Annotated in this window: 7 protein-coding genes, 2 tRNA genes, 3 rRNA genes and 3 pseudogenes; 2 read left to right on the forward strand and 13 right to left on the reverse strand. The window is 43.3% G+C overall.

Annotated features, from left to right (window positions below):
- Nucleotides 1-22: 22 nt before the first annotated feature.
- The 7 genes and pseudogenes from NXX38_RS02030 to kdpF form a co-directional block, all read right to left on the reverse strand.
- Nucleotides 23-1,462 carry an ATP-binding protein gene (locus NXX38_RS02030; protein ID WP_258978500.1) on the reverse strand — a complete coding sequence of 480 codons (1,440 nt, stop codon included), beginning with the start codon at nucleotides 1,460-1,462 and terminating at the stop codon, nucleotides 23-25.
- A 19-nt stretch (nucleotides 1,463-1,481) separates the two neighbouring features.
- A pseudogene (locus NXX38_RS02035) lies at nucleotides 1,482-2,611 on the reverse strand (sensor protein KdpD).
- Nucleotides 2,612-2,695: 84 nt separating this feature from the next.
- Nucleotides 2,696-3,460, reverse strand: a complete 765-nt coding sequence (locus NXX38_RS02040; RefSeq protein ID WP_258978501.1) for a hypothetical protein — start codon at nucleotides 3,458-3,460, stop codon at nucleotides 2,696-2,698.
- Between the two features lie 118 nt (nucleotides 3,461-3,578).
- A pseudogene (locus NXX38_RS02045) lies at nucleotides 3,579-4,152 on the reverse strand (K(+)-transporting ATPase subunit C).
- A gap of 16 nt (nucleotides 4,153-4,168) precedes the next feature.
- A complete protein-coding gene (gene kdpB, locus NXX38_RS02050) occupies nucleotides 4,169-6,202 on the reverse strand; it encodes a potassium-transporting ATPase subunit KdpB (protein ID WP_074638340.1) in 2,034 nt (677 codons plus the stop codon).
- Nucleotides 6,203-6,220: 18 nt separating this feature from the next.
- On the reverse strand, nucleotides 6,221-7,927 hold the full coding sequence (gene kdpA, locus NXX38_RS02055) for a potassium-transporting ATPase subunit KdpA (RefSeq protein ID WP_008777345.1): 1,707 nt from the start codon (nucleotides 7,925-7,927) through the stop codon (nucleotides 6,221-6,223).
- A 31-nt stretch (nucleotides 7,928-7,958) separates the two neighbouring features.
- On the reverse strand, nucleotides 7,959-8,039 hold the full coding sequence (gene kdpF / locus NXX38_RS02060) for a K(+)-transporting ATPase subunit F (RefSeq protein WP_032849815.1): 81 nt from the start codon (nucleotides 8,037-8,039) through the stop codon (nucleotides 7,959-7,961).
- Nucleotides 8,040-8,408: 369 nt separating this feature from the next.
- On the opposite strand from kdpF, the gene NXX38_RS02065 reads away from it, so the two are divergent.
- The gene (locus NXX38_RS02065) at nucleotides 8,409-10,682 is read left to right on the forward strand and encodes a bifunctional alpha,alpha-trehalose-phosphate synthase (UDP-forming)/trehalose-phosphatase (RefSeq protein ID WP_258978502.1); all 2,274 of its coding nucleotides are present in this window, start codon (nucleotides 8,409-8,411) and stop codon (nucleotides 10,680-10,682) included.
- Between the two features lie 12 nt (nucleotides 10,683-10,694).
- Nucleotides 10,695-12,486 (forward strand): annotated as a pseudogene (locus NXX38_RS02070) (glycoside hydrolase family 15 protein).
- 72 nt (nucleotides 12,487-12,558) lie between these two features.
- Here NXX38_RS02070 and rrf read toward each other — a convergent pair.
- The 6 genes from rrf to NXX38_RS02100 all read right to left on the reverse strand — a co-directional run bounded on the left by rrf (nucleotide 12,559) and on the right by NXX38_RS02100 (nucleotide 18,914).
- Nucleotides 12,559-12,669 (reverse strand): 5S ribosomal RNA (gene rrf / locus NXX38_RS02075).
- Between the two features lie 77 nt (nucleotides 12,670-12,746).
- Nucleotides 12,747-15,626 (reverse strand): 23S ribosomal RNA (locus tag NXX38_RS02080).
- A 160-nt stretch (nucleotides 15,627-15,786) separates the two neighbouring features.
- Nucleotides 15,787-15,860, reverse strand: a tRNA-Ala gene (locus NXX38_RS02085).
- A 57-nt stretch (nucleotides 15,861-15,917) separates the two neighbouring features.
- A tRNA-Ile gene (locus NXX38_RS02090) sits at nucleotides 15,918-15,994 on the reverse strand.
- Nucleotides 15,995-16,201: 207 nt separating this feature from the next.
- Nucleotides 16,202-17,726: ribosomal RNA gene (locus tag NXX38_RS02095) — 16S ribosomal RNA — on the reverse strand.
- The 16S, 23S and 5S rRNA genes sit together here with 2 tRNA genes alongside, the layout of an rRNA operon.
- 852 nt (nucleotides 17,727-18,578) lie before the next feature.
- Nucleotides 18,579-18,914 (reverse strand): hypothetical protein, encoded by a 336-nt coding sequence (locus NXX38_RS02100; protein ID WP_004327208.1) that lies wholly within the window; start codon nucleotides 18,912-18,914, stop codon nucleotides 18,579-18,581.
- Nucleotides 18,915-19,813: the final 899 nt, after the last annotated feature.

Here is a 19,813-nt window from a genome sequence, read left to right on the forward strand (position 1 = left end):
TCTTTCATAGACTCCTTCAAAACTATGCCTTCAACCGCATCACAAACCGACTTCCCTTCCCCAATTCGCTCTCTACCGTCAGCGTACCGCCATGAGCTTCCACAAAATCCTTGGAAATAGATAATCCCAAACCACTGCCTTGTACTTTCGTTCCGGGTACACGGAAATAACGGTCGAAGATACTTTTGTGATAACGCGGATCAATCCCCTTTCCAAAATCCTGAACATAGAGTTCGATCATATTTTCATCCTGTTTAGCACCGATAATCACACGTCCGTTTTCTTTAGAATAACGGATAGCATTACTTAGCAGATTCGTCAATACCCAGGCAATCTTTTCACTGTCGACAAAGAGTTTGCCGATTTTCTCTTCCGGATATTCCACTTCTATCTGGATATTAAACTTATCCGCTTGCACCTGATTAGCTTTGATCGCATATTCGATCAACTCAATCGGTTTGGTGATCTTCGGCATAAACTGTAGTTTTCCCGCTTCCACCTGGGTCATGTTAAGCAATTCTCCGGTGATACTCAACAAACGCTCGCTGTTCTCCTTGATACTCTTAGACAACTGCTCCTGTTCATCATTCAATGCACCGACACGCTTATCTTCCAACAGTTGGAGACTCATCATAATAGCGGCAATCGGAGTCTTCAGTTCATGAGATATCGTCGAAATAAATGTAGTCTTGGCAGAATCCAGTTCCTTAAATTCCGTGATATTCTTCAATAAAATAACATCACCCAGTTTGCGGGGTTCCCCTTTTTCAGCCTCCGTATTAATGATAGGGACATAAGAGGCCTTAAAGTAACTCTCTTTATCGTCAGCATATATTTTCAACGGTTCCTTCTGCTCACTTGGCGTCACCAATTCACGGATCAACCGCCGCAACAGGTCATTCTTCAAAGCCAGTTCCTCCGCCGATTGACGAATCACCTTCTCCCGTTTCAGATTCAAGACATTGAGCGCTTCCTCATTGATAAACAAAATCTCACGCTCCATATTCAGTCCGATCACCGGATCATCGATACTGTTTACAATTGCTTCAATAAATTTCTTTGCAGAAAGAATATCCGACAAAGTACTGGCACGATATTCGGTCAAACACTCCGCCATCCGGTTAAAACTATCCGCCACATCCCGGAACTCTTCATTATTATCCATTTGCAAACGCTTCTCATAATTATGATTAGCTATTTCAAGAATTCCCTCTTTCAGCTCTTTAATAGGCTTGCTGATAGAACGAGGCAGCCAATAAAGCAATATCAGTCCGGTCAAAATACAGATTCCTCCCGTTATGGAAATCCATAATAATGCACGTTCCAATGCAGGCATGGCAGCGGGACTATCAGGTTCTGTCGCTGTCAGGATTTGAAGATTCACTACTGAAAGTGTAACCAACAAAATAATCATTCCGGCCAGCATTCCGATACCAAGAATCAGTTTCGTTTTAATATTCATAACGTTCATACGATTAATATTATGCAAGTATAATCAAATCTACATTAGCTTGTGACAAATTATTCAAAAACTTTCTATATCCCAGTATAGAACAAATAGCGTATGGCAACCTTAAATTAGGAGTTCCCATGCAAACTGTCGATATCTGTTTCTCTTTACAAACCTTGACGATACTCCCCAAAATATCCTTCGACTGCACCTGTACCACCTCTCCCCCAAGTTCCGCCACGAGCTTAAAATGGTTCAACAGATACCGTTGACTGGCTAAATCGATTCTATCCATACTCTCTTTCGGAGTCTGAACATACAGGGCTATAAAAGTGGTGTTATACCGGGTTGCCAACTTTGCCGCCTTTCTGATAATCCGCCGGGGTGTTTTCTCGTGACTACTGATACAAGCCATAAACTTCTCATGCCGGAGTCCGACGGCTACTCCCATCACCACCTCATTCTCCACCTTTTTTCTACCCGCAACGCTACTTCCTTCAAAGCCAACTCACGTAACTGAAGAATATTCTCTGTCCGAAAGAAATTATCCAATGCCGTCTGAATCTTTTCCGGACGATATATCTTACCCGCTTTCAAACGTGCAATCAGCTCCTCTGCCGTCAAGTCAATATTCACCACCTCATCCGCTTCCTGAAGAACACTGTCGGGCACCCGTTCTTTCACTTCAATACCCGTAATCTCCTGCACTTCTTCATTCACGCTTTCAATGTGCTGAATATTGATTGCCGAAATCACATTGATTCCCTCATCCAGCAAAGTGATCACATCCTGCCAACGTTTCTCGTTCAAGCTACCTTCTACATTGGTATGAGCCAGTTCATCCACAATTACAATTTCCGGATGGACACGGATAATCGTATCCAGATCCATTTCTTCCAATTCTTTCCCCTTATAGAAGATTTTACGACGCGGAATGACAGGGAGCCCTTGCAGCAATGCTTCCGTCCCGGCGCGTCCATGAGTTTCGATATAGCCGATTTGCACGTTCACACCGTTCTCCAGCAGTTCATGTGCCTCCTGAAGCATACGATATGACTTTCCCACACCGGCTATCATACCGATATAGACCTTGAATTTACCCCGGTGGGACTTCTTTATCAGATCCAAAAAATACTGTACACTATGTTCTCTATCATCCATTACGTCAATCTGTTATTTTAAACATCCTAACCCGTAGTAATCATCACGATCACCACGGGTTTCACAAAAATTCATGAGTTTATTTTATGGCCTTAAAGTTACGCCAAATACTAAATGGGCGTCCTCCAAACGTGGATTCCATATAGCCTGTACAAATATAGGCAATGAAAACTTATCATTAAAATTTATTGCTTTCGTTGCTTTCAAAGCTAGGTTCGTCACTGCAAACCCATTCACATTATACTGCGGAGTCTTATAAGGAACCACTCCACAAGTAGCATTCAGATCAACTCCTTTCACACTGAACGGATAATTCAGTTCTACGTAAGAAGAGTATGCCTGCTTTTCTTCCCCCTCATCAGTCGTTTTTCTGTCAGCACCGGCAAACATGGTATACCATGCGATAGATAACGGGAACTTTTCAATAGGAAGCGTATAAGCTAACCCTGCTTCAAAATGGTGTCCGGTGTCTCCACTTTTAAAATGAAAATAATTATTGGCAAGTTCTCCATTGGCCACATCAGCTTGTCCGTCCCACCAAAGAGTGGCTACAGAAAGCGTCGGTCCTGCTTCACCGAACTTATAAGCTGCGGTCAGGTCAATTTCTTTATTACTCTCACTCAAACTAGTTGAACCCCATGCAGTAAGCGAGAAATTACCTACGCTAAATCCCAAAGTCGGCTGAAAGGAAGCAGCTCCTCCCTGATAAATACCACGCCATACATACGAACTTACCAAATCACTTTGTATAGTAAACTCTTGTGCTTGTGCATTAACTGTTCCCAACATACAAACGGCTGCTACAGCCATTGTTCCTAAAAAACTCTTTTTTATAAAAAAACTTTTCATACTTCTTATCTTATTCTATTTTATGTTTCCGTAAAAAAGCAGCGCCCTATCCAACCCTGTTAATTTGAACCGCGGCATAACCCAAACGGTCCGGACAGGAACGCTGCTCAATCTTCATCTACTTATTGCTTTCCTCTAAAGCGATATTCAATTTCAATACATTCACCTTTTCTGTTCCCAACAACCCCAAAAACGGTTTTTCTATGCTTTTATCAACAATTGCTCTCACCTGTTCCTCTCTCAATCCACGTGCTTGTGCTACTCTCTTCACTTGTACATACGCACATTGAGGAGTGATATTAGGATCTAGTCCCGAACCACTGGCCGTAACCATTTCGGCTGGCACATCCGCACGATTCAAATAAGGATGATGTACAAGGAAAGTATCAATACGCGCTTTCACTTCATCCAGATATTCTTGATTCGTAGGCCCTTTATTACTACCTGCGGAACTCGTAGCATCATATCCGTCTCCGGCAGAAGATGGACGTCCCCAGAAATAAATATCTTTTGTAAACATCTGACCTACATTAGCCGCTCCCACTACTTTCCCATCCAGCGTAGCTACTTCGGCATTTCCTTTATTAGGACCCGCTACCTGTGCGAACACCCACAGGATAAGGATATAGAACACGGAAAAAAAAGACACAAAAAGCAAGTGTTATTTTTAATGACTTCAATAAAGTTTTCATTGCTATTGTTTTTTAATTAAAAGAATAAACCTACTACTAAATCTATCAATTTGATTCCCACGAAAGGAGCAATCACACCACCCACACCATAGATCAGCAGATTACGGCGAAGCAAAGCACTCGCACCTATCGGCTTGTATTGCACACCACGCAAAGCCAACGGAATCAGAATCGGAATAATAATCGCATTAAAAATGACTGCCGAAAGAATAGCACTTTCAGGACTATGCAGATGCATGATATTCAGAGCAGCCAGTTCGGGAATGGCGATCATAAACAAGGCCGGAACGATAGCAAAATACTTCGCTACGTCATTGGCGATAGAGAAAGTAGTCAGCGTACCACGTGTCATCAGCAATTGTTTACCGATTTCCACAATCTCGATCAACTTCGTCGGGTCGTTATCCAAGTCGACCATATTACCAGCTTCCTTCGCTGCCTGTGTACCGCTATTCATGGCTACGCCCACATTGGCCTGTGCCAAAGCAGGAGCATCGTTCGTTCCGTCTCCCATCATTGCAACCAATTTACCAGCCTGCTGTTCCTTCTTGATATATTCCATCTTATCTTCCGGTTTCGCTTCGGCGATAAAATCATCCACACCGGCTTTTTCAGCAATATATTTTGCAGTTAACGGGTTGTCACCTGTCACCATTACCGTCTTCACTCCCATCTTACGCAGACGTTCGAAACGTTCCTGAATACCCGGTTTGATAATATCCTGCAGTTCAATAACACCAGTCACCTTTCTGTTTACACATACTACCAGCGGTGTACCACCATTGCTTGAGATAGAAGAAATAATCTCTTCCACTTCTTTCGGAAATTCATTCCCGTCACCTTCCACCATCTTACGGATGGCATCAAAAGCACCTTTACGAATCTGCGTTCCATCTGCCAGGTCTACTCCCGAACATTTGGTTTCAGCCGTAAACTTAATCATACGTGCTCCTGTTGTATTCAGATTACGCATACGAATGCCCGACTCACGTCCCAATTCTACGATAGACTTACCTTCCGGCGTTTCATCGGATAAGGAAGACAACAGACAAGTTTCCACAAAATCGTGCAGATCGACACCCGGAGCTGTATGGAAATGAGTTGCTTTACGATTACCAATGGTGATAGTACCCGTTTTATCCAGCAGTAATGTATCAATATCGCCCGCAGTTTCAACCGCTTTACCGGATTTAGTAATCACGTTGGCGCGAAGTGCACGGTCCATACCGGCAATACCGATGGCAGAGAGAAGTCCACCGATAGTTGTCGGGATCAGACACACAAACAAAGAAATAAGCGAAGCAATAGTGATGACCGTATTACTATAATCGGCAAACGGTTTCAAAGTCACACACACAATGACGAAAACAAGCGTAAAACCTGCCAGCAAAATAGTCAATGCAATCTCATTCGGGGTTTTCTGGCGGGAAGCACCTTCCACCAATGCGATCATCTTATCAAGAAAACTTTCTCCCGGTTGGGTAGTCACCATCACCTTTATATGATCGGACAGTACTTTCGTACCTCCTGTTACCGAACTCTTGTCGCCACCTGCTTCACGAATGACCGGAGCAGACTCACCGGTAATGGCACTTTCATCAATAGAAGCCAACCCTTCAATAATCTCACCGTCGGAAGGAATCACGTCTCCTGCCTCGCAGACAAACACATCCCCTTTCTTCAACTGTGAAGAACTGACAGTAACGATTTTATTGCCTTCCACTTTCTTTGCCGGTGTCTCTTCACGAGTCTTACGCAAACTGTCGGCCTGTGCTTTACCACGTGCCTCTGCAATAGCTTCGGCAAAATTGGCAAACAGCAAAGTGATAAACAGAATGATAAACACGGCAATGTTGTAAGCAAACGAACCCTGTGAAGAATTAACAATGGAGTAGAGCGTCACAAGCAGCATGACTACCGTAGCCACCTCTACCGTAAACATAATCGGATTCTTTATCATCATTCGTGGGTTCAGTTTCACGAATGATTGTTTCAAACTTTCTATAACTTGCTCCTTTGGAAACAAAGAAGCTGATTTATTATCTTTCATATCTTCTCTAATTCAGTATTACAAACTTAAATGTTCAGCAATCGTGCTCAATGCATGTACCGGGAAGAACGACAGAGCGGCAATAATGAAGATAACTACAAATGTCATTACTCCGAAAGTCAGTGTATCCGTCTTCAACGTACCGGCACTTTCCGGTATGAATTTCTTCTGCGCCAGTAGCCCGGCAATGGCAACCTGTCCGATAATAGGAAGGAAGCGACTCAGAATCAAAACGATACCACATGTCCAGTTCCAGAAATAAGTATTATCACCCAAGCCTTCGAAACCGGAACCGTTATTGGCGGCACAGGAAGTGTACTCGTAAAGCTGTTCACTCAAACCGTGGAATCCTAAGTTGTTCAACCACCCACCTTCACTTTCCACAAAATCCGGATGGTGTACATAAATATAACTTGAGATTGCCGTAAACACCAAGATTACAAACGGATGAAGCAGAGCTACAATCGTAGCGATTTTCATTTCGCGGGCTTCTACTTTCTTACCGAGGAATTCCGGTGTACGTCCCACCATCAAACCGCTGATAAACACTGCAATGATAATGAATGTATAATAGTTCATCCACCCTACACCTACACCGCCAAACCAGGTATTAATCTGCATATTCAGCATTTCCATCATACCGGACAGAGGCATGGTAGAATCATGCATACCATTCACAGAACCATTGGAAGTTACGGTCGTTACAATACTCCACAACGCGGTTGCTCCGGCTCCCAAACGCACTTCCTTACCTTCCATCGCACCATTGTCCTGTGCAATTCCCAGCTCATCGATGCGCGGATTACCCCCCATTTCCTGACTGACATTAATGCACACACCGACCAGAAAAGCGAAAAGCATTACTCCGAATATACTGTAAGCCAACTTCTTTCTGCGGGTATAGAAACCCAGTGCAAATACCATCGCCATCGGGATAATCAAGATAGACCAACATTCTACCATGTTAGAAAGATAAGTCGGATTTTCCAATGGATGAGAGGAGTTCACGCCAAAATATCCACCGCCATTCGTACCCAACTGTTTAATAGGAACAATTGCGGCCGTAGGACCTTGAGAAACCATCTGTTCCTGACCTTCAAGAGTAGTGACTTTCATCTTACCGTCAAATCCCATCGGAGTTCCCTGCAGAATCAGGATAAAACCTACAATCAGAGAAAGAGGTAATAAGATACGCGTACAACTTATTACCAGAAATTGCCAGAAGTTACCAATCGTTTTGGTTGTTTTTGCAGCAATACTCTTCATAATACCTGCCATAGCAGCCATACCTGTTGCTGCGGTAATAAACTGGAAAAGCATGATGACGAAGAGTTGAGTAAAATAAGTCAGTCCGCTTTCACCGCTATAGTGCTGCAAGTTACAGTTCACCATAAAACTAATACAGGTATTGAATGCCTGATCCGGAGTCTGCGGTCCGTTGCCGTCCGGGTTTAAAGGCAACCATCCTTGTGAAACCAAGAGTACCATTCCCCAGAAAAACCAGAAAGCATTCAAAATCAACAATGCTTTCAGGAATTGTTTCCAGTTCATTTCTTCATTGGGGTCGATTCCACAAACTTTATAAATGACTCTTTCGATAGGAGCCATAAAATCAGACCAGGTCTTTTCTCCTCTGTAGACCTTGGCAATGTATTTTCCCAGTGGATAAGCCAGAATCACCATCAAGGCTATCTGAACAACCACGCCTAAAATTTCTGTATTCATATACTTTTTACCTTAAACTGTGTGTGTTACTTTAAAACTTCTCGGGTTTGATGAGCACATACATCAAATAACCGAAGATTGCAATACCTAATACGAATAATGCTGTGTACATAATCAATTCTCCTTTTTTCTTTAAATATTCTCAAACCAGTCTACACATTTCCAGAACAGCCAGAAACAAGCGAAACCGCTCAACAGGCAGAAAATAAATGATAGTGTTATTCCCATGTTTTTACCTTTTAAATGATTACTATAAATTTTTACTTGCCATTCTTCATGCCAAATGCGTGCCACAAAAAGCAAAGAATGCATAATGAGCTAACATTCAAATAGATACAAACAAGCTGTTACTTTCTTTCCATCCAACATACCCTTCCATTTTGAAAAAAGGATTCCATTTTGAAAAGACAAAAGGAGGATACTATATCTTTATAATCTGTTGATAATAAACGGTTAAGCATCAACATAAGTCAATTGGTACATGCTTTGCAAAGAAATAGATATGAAACTTTATATTATTGCAAACAGATTACCTGTCAAAGTAGCCGGCACAAACGGCACATTCGTATTTTCGCGTAGCGAAGGCGGACTGGCAACAGGTTTGGATTCTCTCCAGACTTCTTATGAGAAGCACTGGATAGGTTGGCCCGGAATATGTACAAATGAAGAGAAGGACCAGCAAGAGATTAACGAGAAACTACAGGAAATGAATTTTCATCCGGTCTTCTTGTCGGAAAAGCAAATTGAAAACTATTACGAAGGATACAGTAACAGTACTATCTGGCCTTTGTGTCATTACTTTTATGCTTATACCTTATATAAGAACTGTTTCTGGCAATCCTATCAACAAGTCAACCGACTCTTCTGTGAGGAGATTTGCCGGCTGATACGTCCCGGCGATAAGGTATGGATACAGGATTATCAACTGATGCTACTTCCCGGAATGTTGAGGAAAATATATCCGGAACTAAGTATCGGTTATTTCCATCATATCCCGTTCCCTTCTTACGAACTCTTCCGTATTCTTCCGGAGCGTGCCGAGATTCTGAAGGGTTTGCTGGGAGCAGACTTCATAGCTTTCCATACTCATGACTATATGCGTCACTTCATCAGTGCCGTAGAACGTGTGCTGCATCTCGACTTCAAACTGGATGAAGTACAGATCAACAACCGGATGGTCAGAGTAGAAGCATTGCCGATGGGAATCAACTATGAATCCTATCATCAGGCTTCAGAAAATAAAGAAGTACATCAGGCCATTGAACGAACCCGGAAACTTTTCGGCGAGCATAAACTGATCCTGTCAGTAGACAGACTGGATTACAGCAAAGGCATATTACACCGTCTTCGTGGCTTTGCCACCTTCCTCGAACATCATGCCGAATATCACGGTAAAGTTACATTGGCAATGGTCATTGTCCCTTCACGCGATCATGTAGGCAGCTATGCGGAACTAAAAACAAAAATTGACGAAGAAATCGGCTCTATCAACGGACGTTACTCCACAATGAACTGGACTCCCGTATGTTATTTCTATCATGGCTTTTCACTGGAAGAACTGACTGCCATGTACTATGTGGCCGACATAGCCCTCGTCACTCCACTTCGGGACGGAATGAATCTGGTAGCCAAAGAATACGTAGCTACCAAATGTGACAATCCCGGTGTACTTATCCTTAGCGAAATGGCAGGTGCCGCCGTAGAATTGACGGACGCTATCCAAATCAACCCGAACGATACGGAACAAATAGAAAATGCTATTTGCCAGGCACTTGAAATGCCCGAAGAGGAACAAAAGCAACGCCTGCAACGTATGCAAAGCATTCTGTCCGTACAGACAGTCAACAAATGGGCAGCCGACTTTGTCAATGAACTAAACGCGACATGTATGAAAAACGATATGTTACGAAAAAAACGTATCGTAGCCGCTAGCATTGCACAAATCAAACTCAAGTATAACCATGCCAAACAACGCCTGATTCTGCTGGACTATGATGGTACACTGACGGCTCTCAAACCACGTCCTGAGGATGCACAACCTACACCGGAACTCATTTCTATTCTACAACAACTGGCTAGCGATCCCGCCAATCATATTGTTATCAATAGCGGGCGGGATCACTTTACATTAGAAAAATGGCTTGGCACCCTTCCTATTTCTATGGCTGCCGAACATGGGGCTTTCTATAAAGAAAACGGAGTCTGGCATAAAAACATAAAGAAGATAGAATGGGGAGCAGGTATTCTCTCTATCCTTCAAATGTTTGTAGACCGTACTCCCCGTTCCCATCTGGAAGTGAAGGAAACTGCCCTGGCCTGGCATTATCGTGAAAGTGACGCATGGCTCGGCACATTAAGAGCCCAGCAACTCGTCAACACGCTGATTTCGCTCTGTACCCGGCAGAAACTACAAATTCTGCAAGGAAATAAAGTGATCGAAATCAAATCACCGGATTGCAATAAAGGTTCGGAGGTAGGGCGTCTGCTAGCCAGCAGACGCTATGATTTTGTTATAGCGATGGGAGACGACACTACAGATGAAGATATGTTTCAGGCATTGCCAATGAGCGCTATCACCATTAAAATAGGTAGCGTATCCGAAGCCGCCAACTATCACCTGTCTGCCCAATCTGACGTACTTCCTTTCTTACGGTCTTTACTAGGCAAACAAAAAACTGCCACAAAAGAAGGAAGTATTAAGAATCGCCTGACTTTCGCTTTCGACTTTCTCAAAGATCTATTAAAAACTCAATAAAAAGCAATCAATATGAATAATTTAAATTATGGAGTGATAGGTAACTGCCGAACCGCAGCTCTCATTTCGCAGAACGGAAATATCGAATGGCTCTGTTTTCCCGATTTCGATTCTCCTTCTATTTTTGCCAGTCTGCTCGACCGGGAGAAAGGAGGAACTTTCGGATTCGAAGTTTCCGGAGACTATCGCATCACACAAAGTTATGTCCCCCACACCAATATTCTTTCCTACTCAATTCTCCTCCGATGAAGGAGAATTCGTAGTACTCGACTATATGCCCTGCTATCGTTCCCAAGACGAAACAGGGCATTACTTACCAGCCGAATTATACCGCTACATACATTGGATAAAAGGAAAACCGCGTTTCAAGATCAACTACCACCCGGCTCCGAACTATGCACAGGGACAAGTGATCCTTAATATCACTCCACAGTATATCGAATCCTACTGCTCCTTCGACAACAAGGACAGACAATATTTATATGCTTCCCTGTCTCTTCAGGACATCAAAGAGAAAAAAGAAATCATTCTTGAGAAAGACGAATTTCTCCTGCTCTCCTATAACGAGAAAGTGATCCCAATCGACATAGAAAGGGAGAAAATAGAATACTGCCGTACGCTGGTATATTGGCTGAACTGGACAGACAGAAGCAAGAAATACACTCTATATAATGACGTAATCGAACGGAGTTTATTGGTTCTGAAACTAATGTCCTACCACAACGGAGCCGTGCTGGCAGCACTAACTACAAGCCTACCGGAAGCTGTGGGAGAAGTGCGCAACTGGGATTATCGCTTTTGCTGGCTCCGGGATGCTTCCATGTCCATCGAAACCATGTTTCAAATCGGACATACCGGTGCAGCCAAACGCTTTATGAAATTTATCCAATCCACATTCGTTTCCAAACATGACTATCAAATTATGTATGGCATCCGGGGCGAGCACCAACTAACCGAAGTGATACTCGACCATCTATCCGGTTATAAGAACTCCAAACCTGTACGAATAGGAAATGATGCATACCATCAGAAACAAAACGACTCTTTTGGTTACCTGATGGACTTGATTTACCAATATTATCGCCTCATGCCCGGCACACTGGATGAAATTGAAGACATGTGGGAAATGGTAAAGACCATTTTAGCAAAAGTAGTAGAAAACTGGAGAAAGCCCGATAAGGGAATCTGGGAGATCCGGGGAGAAGGACAACACTTTGTTTCTTCCAAAGTGATGTGTTGGGTAGCTTTAGATCGCGGAGCTAAAATCGCTCAAATGCTTAACAAATATAATTATAGCGAACGTTGGCAACTGGAAGCCGAAAAAATAAAGAAAGACGTGATGAAATATGGCTGGAATAAGGAACTTCAAAGCTTCACACAGACATATAATAATCAAGCAATGGATTCTTCATTACTATTGATGGAACCCTATGGATTTATAGAAGCAGATGATATACGCTATCATAAAACAGTGGAAGCTGTCAAGAAAGCCCTTTTCCATAAAGGACTTATGTATCGCTATAACAGCAAAGACGATTTCGGGTTGCCTACTTCTGCTTTTACGATTTGTACATTCTGGCTTATACGGGCATTGTTTGTAACCGGCCATAAAGAAGAAGCACGCTGCCTGTTTGACGAAGTTCTGAAATACTCCAATCATCTCGGATTGTTTAGTGAAGATATTGATTTCGAAACCAAAGAACAGTTGGGCAACTTCCCGCAGGCATATTCACATCTGGCATTAGTAAATACAGCTATCTTATTTGCAGAAGAAGAGAAGAGGTTATCTTTTATCCGGCCTTAGAGAACGCCCTGATTCAGAAGTGATAAAACACAGAAAGCCCCTTGATTCAAAATGAATCAAGGGGCTTCTTTAAAACGGCGGCTACCTACTCTCCCACTGTTACGCAGTACCATCGGCGTGACGAGGCTTAACTTCTCTGTTCGGAATGGGAAGAGGTGGAACCCTCGTGCTATAACCACCTGAATAAGGTTATGACATGATGAAAAGTAAAACTTCAGTGTCTAGCAAGCTAAACGTATATACCCAACCGGTACATGTCCGAAAGAAAGTGAACGGGCAATTAGTAATGCTCGGCTTTGATGTTACCACCTTTACACCTGCATCCTATCAACGTCATCGTCTTTGACGACCCTAAGAAATCTAATCTTGTGGCTGGCTTCGTACTTAGATGCTTTCAGCACTTATCCAATCCCGACTTAGATACCCAGCAATGCACCTGGCGGCACAACTGGTAAACCAGCGGTCAGTCCAACACGGTCCTCTCGTACTAGTGTCAGAGCCACGCAAATTTCATACGCCCACGATAGATAGAGACCGAACTGTCTCACGACGTTCTGAACCCAGCTCGCGTGCCACTTTAATGGGCGAACAGCCCAACCCTTGGGACCTTCTCCAGCCCCAGGATGTGACGAGCCGACATCGAGGTGCCAAACCCCTCCGTCGATATGAGCTCTTGGGAGGGATCAGCCTGTTATCCCCGGAGTACCTTTTATCCTTTGAGCGATGTCCCTTCCATACGGAAACACCGGATCACTATGCTCTAGTTTCCTACCTGATCGACTTGTCTGTCTCCCAGTCAAGCGCCCTTATGCCATTACACTCTACGGACGGTTACCAATCGTCCTGAGGGCACCTTTAGAAGCCTCCGTTACACTTTTGGAGGCGACCACCCCAGTCAAACTACCCACCAAACAGTGTCCTCGCAGCAGCGAGTTAGAACTCAAATAATCAAAGGGCCGTATTTCAACAGCGACTCCACAAATACTGGCGTACCTGCTTCAAAGTCTCCGGCCTATCCTACACATCAATTACCCAAATTCAATGTTAAGCTATAGTAAAGGTTCACGGGGTCTTTTCGTCCCATCGCGGGTAATCGGCATCTTCACCGATACTACAATTTCACTGAGCTCACGGTTGAGACAGTGTCCAGATCATTACACCATTCGTGCAGGTCGGAACTTACCCGACAAGGAATTTCGCTACCTTAGGACCGTTATAGTTACGGCCGCCGTTTACTGGGGCTTCAATTCAATGCTTCTCTTGCGATGACATCTCCTCTTAACCTTCCAGCACCGGGCAGGTGTCAGGCTGTATACGTTATCTTTCAATTTGGCACAGCCCTGTGTTTTTGTTAAACAGTTGCCTGGACCTATTCTCTGCGCCCAACTCTCGTTGGGACCCTTTATCCCGAAGTTACAGGGTCAATTTGCCTAGTTCCTTAACCGTGAATCACTCAAGCGCCTTAGTATATTCAACCCGACTACGTGTGTCCGTTTGCGGTACGGGTACCTTAAAGATTAAGTTTAGCGGATTTTCTTGGGAGTATGTTTACACGCACTATTACCTCATTCCGAAGAATTTGGTATACTATCAGGTTCGACTCTTGCGGTGGATTTGCCTGCCGCAATCAACATCTACACCCTTCAACGGACTATTCCGTCAGTCCGCGGCGCTGTCACTCCTCCGTCTCCACGTCACTCTTTAAGGTAGTACAGGAATATTAACCTGTTCTGCCATCGGCCTCACCGTTCGGCTGAGCCTTAGGACCCGACTAACCCTGATCCGATTAGCGTTGATCAGGAAACCTTAGTCTTTCGGCGAGGGGGTTTCTCACCCCCTTTATCGTTACTTATACCTACATTTGCTTTTCCACACGCTCCAGCAAAGCTCACGCTTCACCTTCGACGCGGAGTGGAATGCTCCCCTACCGATCCTTACGGATCCCATAGCTTCGGTAAATTGCTTGATGCCCGATTATTATCCACGCCAAACTCCTCGACTAGTGAGCTGTTACGCACTCTTTAAATGAATGGCTGCTTCCAAGCCAACATCCTAGCTGTCTTAGCAATCTGACTTCGTTAGTTCAACTTAGCAATTATTTCGGGACCTTAGCTGATGGTCTGGATTCTTCTCCTTTAGGACATGGACCTTAGCACCCATGCCCTCACTCCCGGGATCGAACTACTGCGCATTCGGAGTTTATCAAGACTTGATAGGCGGTGAAGCCCTCGCATCTTATCAGTCGCTCTACCTCACAGTAGTAATTCCCAAGGCTGCACCTAAATGCATTTCGGGGAGTACGAGCTATCTCCAAGTTTGATTAGCCTTTCACCCCCACCCTCAGTTCATCCGGAAGCTTTTCAACGCTTATCGGTTCGGTCCTCCAGTTAGTGTTACCTAACCTTCAACCTGACCAAGGGTAGATCACTTGGTTTCGCGTCTACTCCTTCCGACTAATCGCCCTGTTCAGACTCGCTTTCGCTTCGGCTTCATGTCTTGAGACACTTAACCTTGCCGGAAAAAGTAACTCGTAGGTTCATTATGCAAAAGGCACGCCGTCACTGCTTACGCAGCTCCGACCGCTTGTAGGCGCACGGTTTCAGGGACTATTTCACTCTTCTATTCGAAGTGCTTTTCACCTTTCCTTCACAGTACTGGTTCGCTATCGGTCTCTCGGGAGTATTTAGCCTTACCGGATGGTCCCGGCAGATTCACGCAAGATTTCTCGTGTCCCGCGCTACTCAGGATACCACTACGCTTCGTTTCACTTCGTATACCGGACTATCACCGTCTATGGTCCCATTTTCCAAAGGGTTCTACTCATGAAATGTCTTGCGATGTCGTGGTCCTACAACCCCAATATTGCCGTAACAACATTGGTTTGGGCTAATCCCCGTTCGCTCGCCACTACTAGGGGAATCATTATTATTTTCTTTTCCTACAGGTACTAAGATGTTTCAGTTCCCTGCGTTAGCTTCCAACTAGGTTGGATGACATTCCTTCAGAATGCCGGGTTGTCCCATTCGGAAATCTTCGGATCAAAGGTTATTTGCACCTGCCCGAAGCTTATCGCAGCTTATCACGTCCTTCATCGCCTCCGAGAGCCAAGGCATCCGCCATGCGCCCTTGCTTACTTTCTTTCAAACGTTTTATTCGTGTACTGGTATTGGTATGGGAATTGCTTCCTTCTATCAATATTGCGTACTCGAACACGTACGGTTTGATATATACTTTTAGCTCTTACTAAAATTTTACTTTTTGTACATCATGTCAAAGATCGTTTCTCTTTTTAAGAGATCGTGGAGAATAACGGATTCGAACCGTTGACCCTCTGCGTGCAAGGCAGATGCTCTAGCCAGCTGAGCTAATCCCCCAAGAGGTTATCAAGAATACTGTATTCCGCTTACGCGTCATTTCCTCGTTCTTGAGCTTGGTAGTCCCAGGCAGAGTTGAACTGCCGACCTCTACATTATCAGTGTAGCGCTCTAACCAACTGAGCTATAGGACTAGTTCAACCTTGTCTACCTGTATGTTAGACTCGGCTTCTTTTTTCTCTTGTTTATCTCTATCTATACTTCTATAGATGGTTGATCTATATATTATAAATAAACAAGTACCAGTAGTACAAAAAACAGAACCTTTAAAGTCACTTTTTTTATGATGTTGTATTTTACATTATTCATGCAGAATTACATCGTTTACGGCATCACTCCAGAAAGGAGGTGTTCCAGCCGCACCTTCCGGTACGGCTACCTTGTTACGACTTAGCCCCAATTACCAGTTTTACCCTAGGACGCTCCTTGCGGTTACGTACTTCAGGTACCCCCGGCTTTCATGGCTTGACGGGCGGTGTGTACAAGGCCCGGGAACGTATTCACCGCGCCATGGCTGATGCGCGATTACTAGCGAATCCAGCTTCACGAAGTCGGGTTGCAGACTTCGATCCGAACTGAGAGAGGTTTTTGGGATTAGCATCCTGTCACCAGGTAGCTGCCTTCTGTACCCCCCATTGTAACACGTGTGTAGCCCCGGACGTAAGGGCCGTGCTGATTTGACGTCATCCCCACCTTCCTCACATCTTACGACGGCAGTCTCTCCAGAGTCCTCAGCATGACCTGTTAGTAACTGAAGATAAGGGTTGCGCTCGTTATGGCACTTAAGCCGACACCTCACGGCACGAGCTGACGACAACCATGCAGCACCTTCACATTTGCCTTGCGGCTATATAGTTTCCTACATATTCAAATGCAATTTAAGCCCGGGTAAGGTTCCTCGCGTATCATCGAATTAAACCACATGTTCCTCCGCTTGTGCGGGCCCCCGTCAATTCCTTTGAGTTTCACCGTTGCCGGCGTACTCCCCAGGTGGAATACTTAATGCTTTCGCTTGGCCGCTTACTGTATATCGCAAACAGCGAGTATTCATCGTTTACTGTGTGGACTACCAGGGTATCTAATCCTGTTTGATACCCACACTTTCGAGCATCAGTGTCAGTGACAGTCTAGTGAGCTGCCTTCGCAATCGGAGTTCTTCGTGATATCTAAGCATTTCACCGCTACACCACGAATTCCGCCCACCTCTACTGTACTCAAGACTGCCAGTTTCAACTGCAATTTTACGGTTGAGCCGCAAACTTTCACAACTGACTTAACAATCCACCTACGCTCCCTTTAAACCCAATAAATCCGGATAACGCTCGGATCCTCCGTATTACCGCGGCTGCTGGCACGGAGTTAGCCGATCCTTATTCATATGGTACATACAAAATTCCACACGTGGAAAACTTTATTCCCATATAAAAGAAGTTTACGACCCATAGAGCCTTCATCCTTCACGCTACTTGGCTGGTTCAGGCCTGCGCCCATTGACCAATATTCCTCACTGCTGCCTCCCGTAGGAGTTTGGACCGTGTCTCAGTTCCAATGTGGGGGACCTTCCTCTCAGAACCCCTATCCATCGTAGTCTTGGTGGGCCGTTACCCCGCCAACAAACTAATGGAACGCATCCCCATCGATAACCGAAATTCTTTAATAAAAATATCATGCGATATTCGTATACTATCCGGTATTAATCTTTCTTTCGAAAGGCTATTCCAGAGTTATCGGTAGGTTGGATACGTGTTACTCACCCGTGCGCCGGTCGCCATCTCTTCTATTGCTAGAAAAATGCTGCCCCTCGACTTGCATGTGTTAAGCCTGTAGCTAGCGTTCATCCTGAGCCAGGATCAAACTCTTCATTGTAAAAGTATTTTTTATCATCGGTTAAGATGATCTTTTTGCTCTGTTCAGGACGCCGTAAATTTATTGACCTTATTCAAATACCTGTTAGTCTTAACTGTATCGCTACTGAATAAGACAAGTATTGACGGTTCTATTTTTTTACTTGTACTACTTGTATTGTTTATCAATATTTCAAAGAACTTGTTGCTTTCGTTTTAAAAGCGGGTGCAAAGGTAAGGGCTTTATTTTTAACTACCAAACTTTTTCGGAAGTTTTTTTTTCAGTTTTTCTTTTTACTCGATTTCTCTGGCTCTCTATGCGAAAGGGAAAGAATGTATGAAAGAATAACTCTTGCCGTTTTTCTTTGCGAATCGGACTGCAAAGATAAGAACTTTATTTATTATAATCCAAACTTTTTCGGAAGTTTTTTGTTCTTTTCTTTAAGTGGGATTCCACTTTTTCACGAAGTCAATTTTTCAAGGCTTTCTTCTCTTGGAAAGCGGGTGCAAAAGTAGCCCCTTTTGGTATACAATCCAAATATATCAAACTATTTTTTCTAATTATTTTTGAATACATTTGCTAAAGTGCTGATGCATAACGATGTTGTAGAACATATTTTTTATGTATGGGGGAATTGTGTGCGGAAACGACGAGAGGGATACACATTATTATATCACACGCGGGCGAGTGTAAGGCAAAGATAAATTAAGAAGAAAATCATAAGAGAAAAGAGAAGTGCCATATAAAATATACCAAAACCGGATTATAAGACATGATGATTTTTGCATATACAGGATTATTCAATCAAGTATATGCAAAAAGAAATGAGGCAAACATACGTCAGGAAATGCAGAATTGAAATGCAACGACGATTTATTCCTCCATACGGAGGCTGACAAGTTCAATCCATTTCTTTAGGCTCAGATCGAGACCGCCTTTCTCCAATAAATGAAGGGCGCTACCATAATGAAGGGCGGCATCTTCCTTTACAGAATATATCTTGCAAGAAAGCTCACCGAGATAATACTTCAGGCGTGCCATCTGAATATAATCCAATAGGGTATAATCTTCTTCTACTGATAAACTAATCAATTCATTTATCAAGACATACGCCTGTTCGCATTCGGTACAGGTTAAATCAGAGAAAGATTTGTTCACAACAGGATGCTGCGATAGCTGAATGATGATACGATTAAAGTCTCCGCACATAGTTTATATGAATTACCACATCAGTTCCCGGTGGTGCGAGGTTTATATAAAAAGAGAACGTGGGAACTATCTACTTACGCCCTCCAAATGGTATCCGCTAAGACCCTTCCCAGATGCATAAGTGATAGCCCCACGCCCAATTGAGTATATAACAAAGTATATATACAAAAGATGCGTGAGACCCGACACTTATTACAATCCCCAGGAAAAAAATTAGCGGATTCTTTTGGAGAGATATATAATAAATAACCGTTCTCAATAAAATGATTAAAAAGCTACTTCCTTCGCTCGAAAGTAAACTATGACAAAAGTAGAAATAAATATCTATTAAACAAACAATTTTGACAGAAAAAAGATATGCTTTATCAATTAATCTAGTCTATATCATATAAAAAACACGAATCTGACATTCTACTAGAAACGATTTTTCATTTTCATTTCTCATGTTCTCATAACGCACATAATAATATCTTGTAAATCAAAGACATAACACTATGAGAAATAAAATAGAAAATAGCATTTCTCATAGTATTACCAGCATTTTGTCCATAAAACAACGCATTTCTCATACCTTTTCAAGGTATTTCTCATAGTATTTTAACCATTTATCCTATAAATTATCAAGCCAGATTCTAAGCTAAAGACCAAGTAGAATACCAGACTATACACTGCTTTACAATATATTACCAGTGCTTATTGAAAGTATATAGAGCGGACATTTGTATATTTTCCTACCTGCATCTGCATCGTTCCACTCCAGTGAACAGATCGTTCCACTCGAGTGGATGGTTCTTTCCACTCTAGTGCAAAAGCCTGTTCACTGGAGTGGACAGGGCAGACGCATTATATTTTTTACTATCCCACTCCTGTTTTCATTCTATTTATATGATTGATTATTA

This window comes from Bacteroides sp. BFG-637 (assembly GCF_024793605.1).
Taxonomy (GTDB): domain Bacteria; phylum Bacteroidota; class Bacteroidia; order Bacteroidales; family Bacteroidaceae; genus Bacteroides; species Bacteroides vicugnae.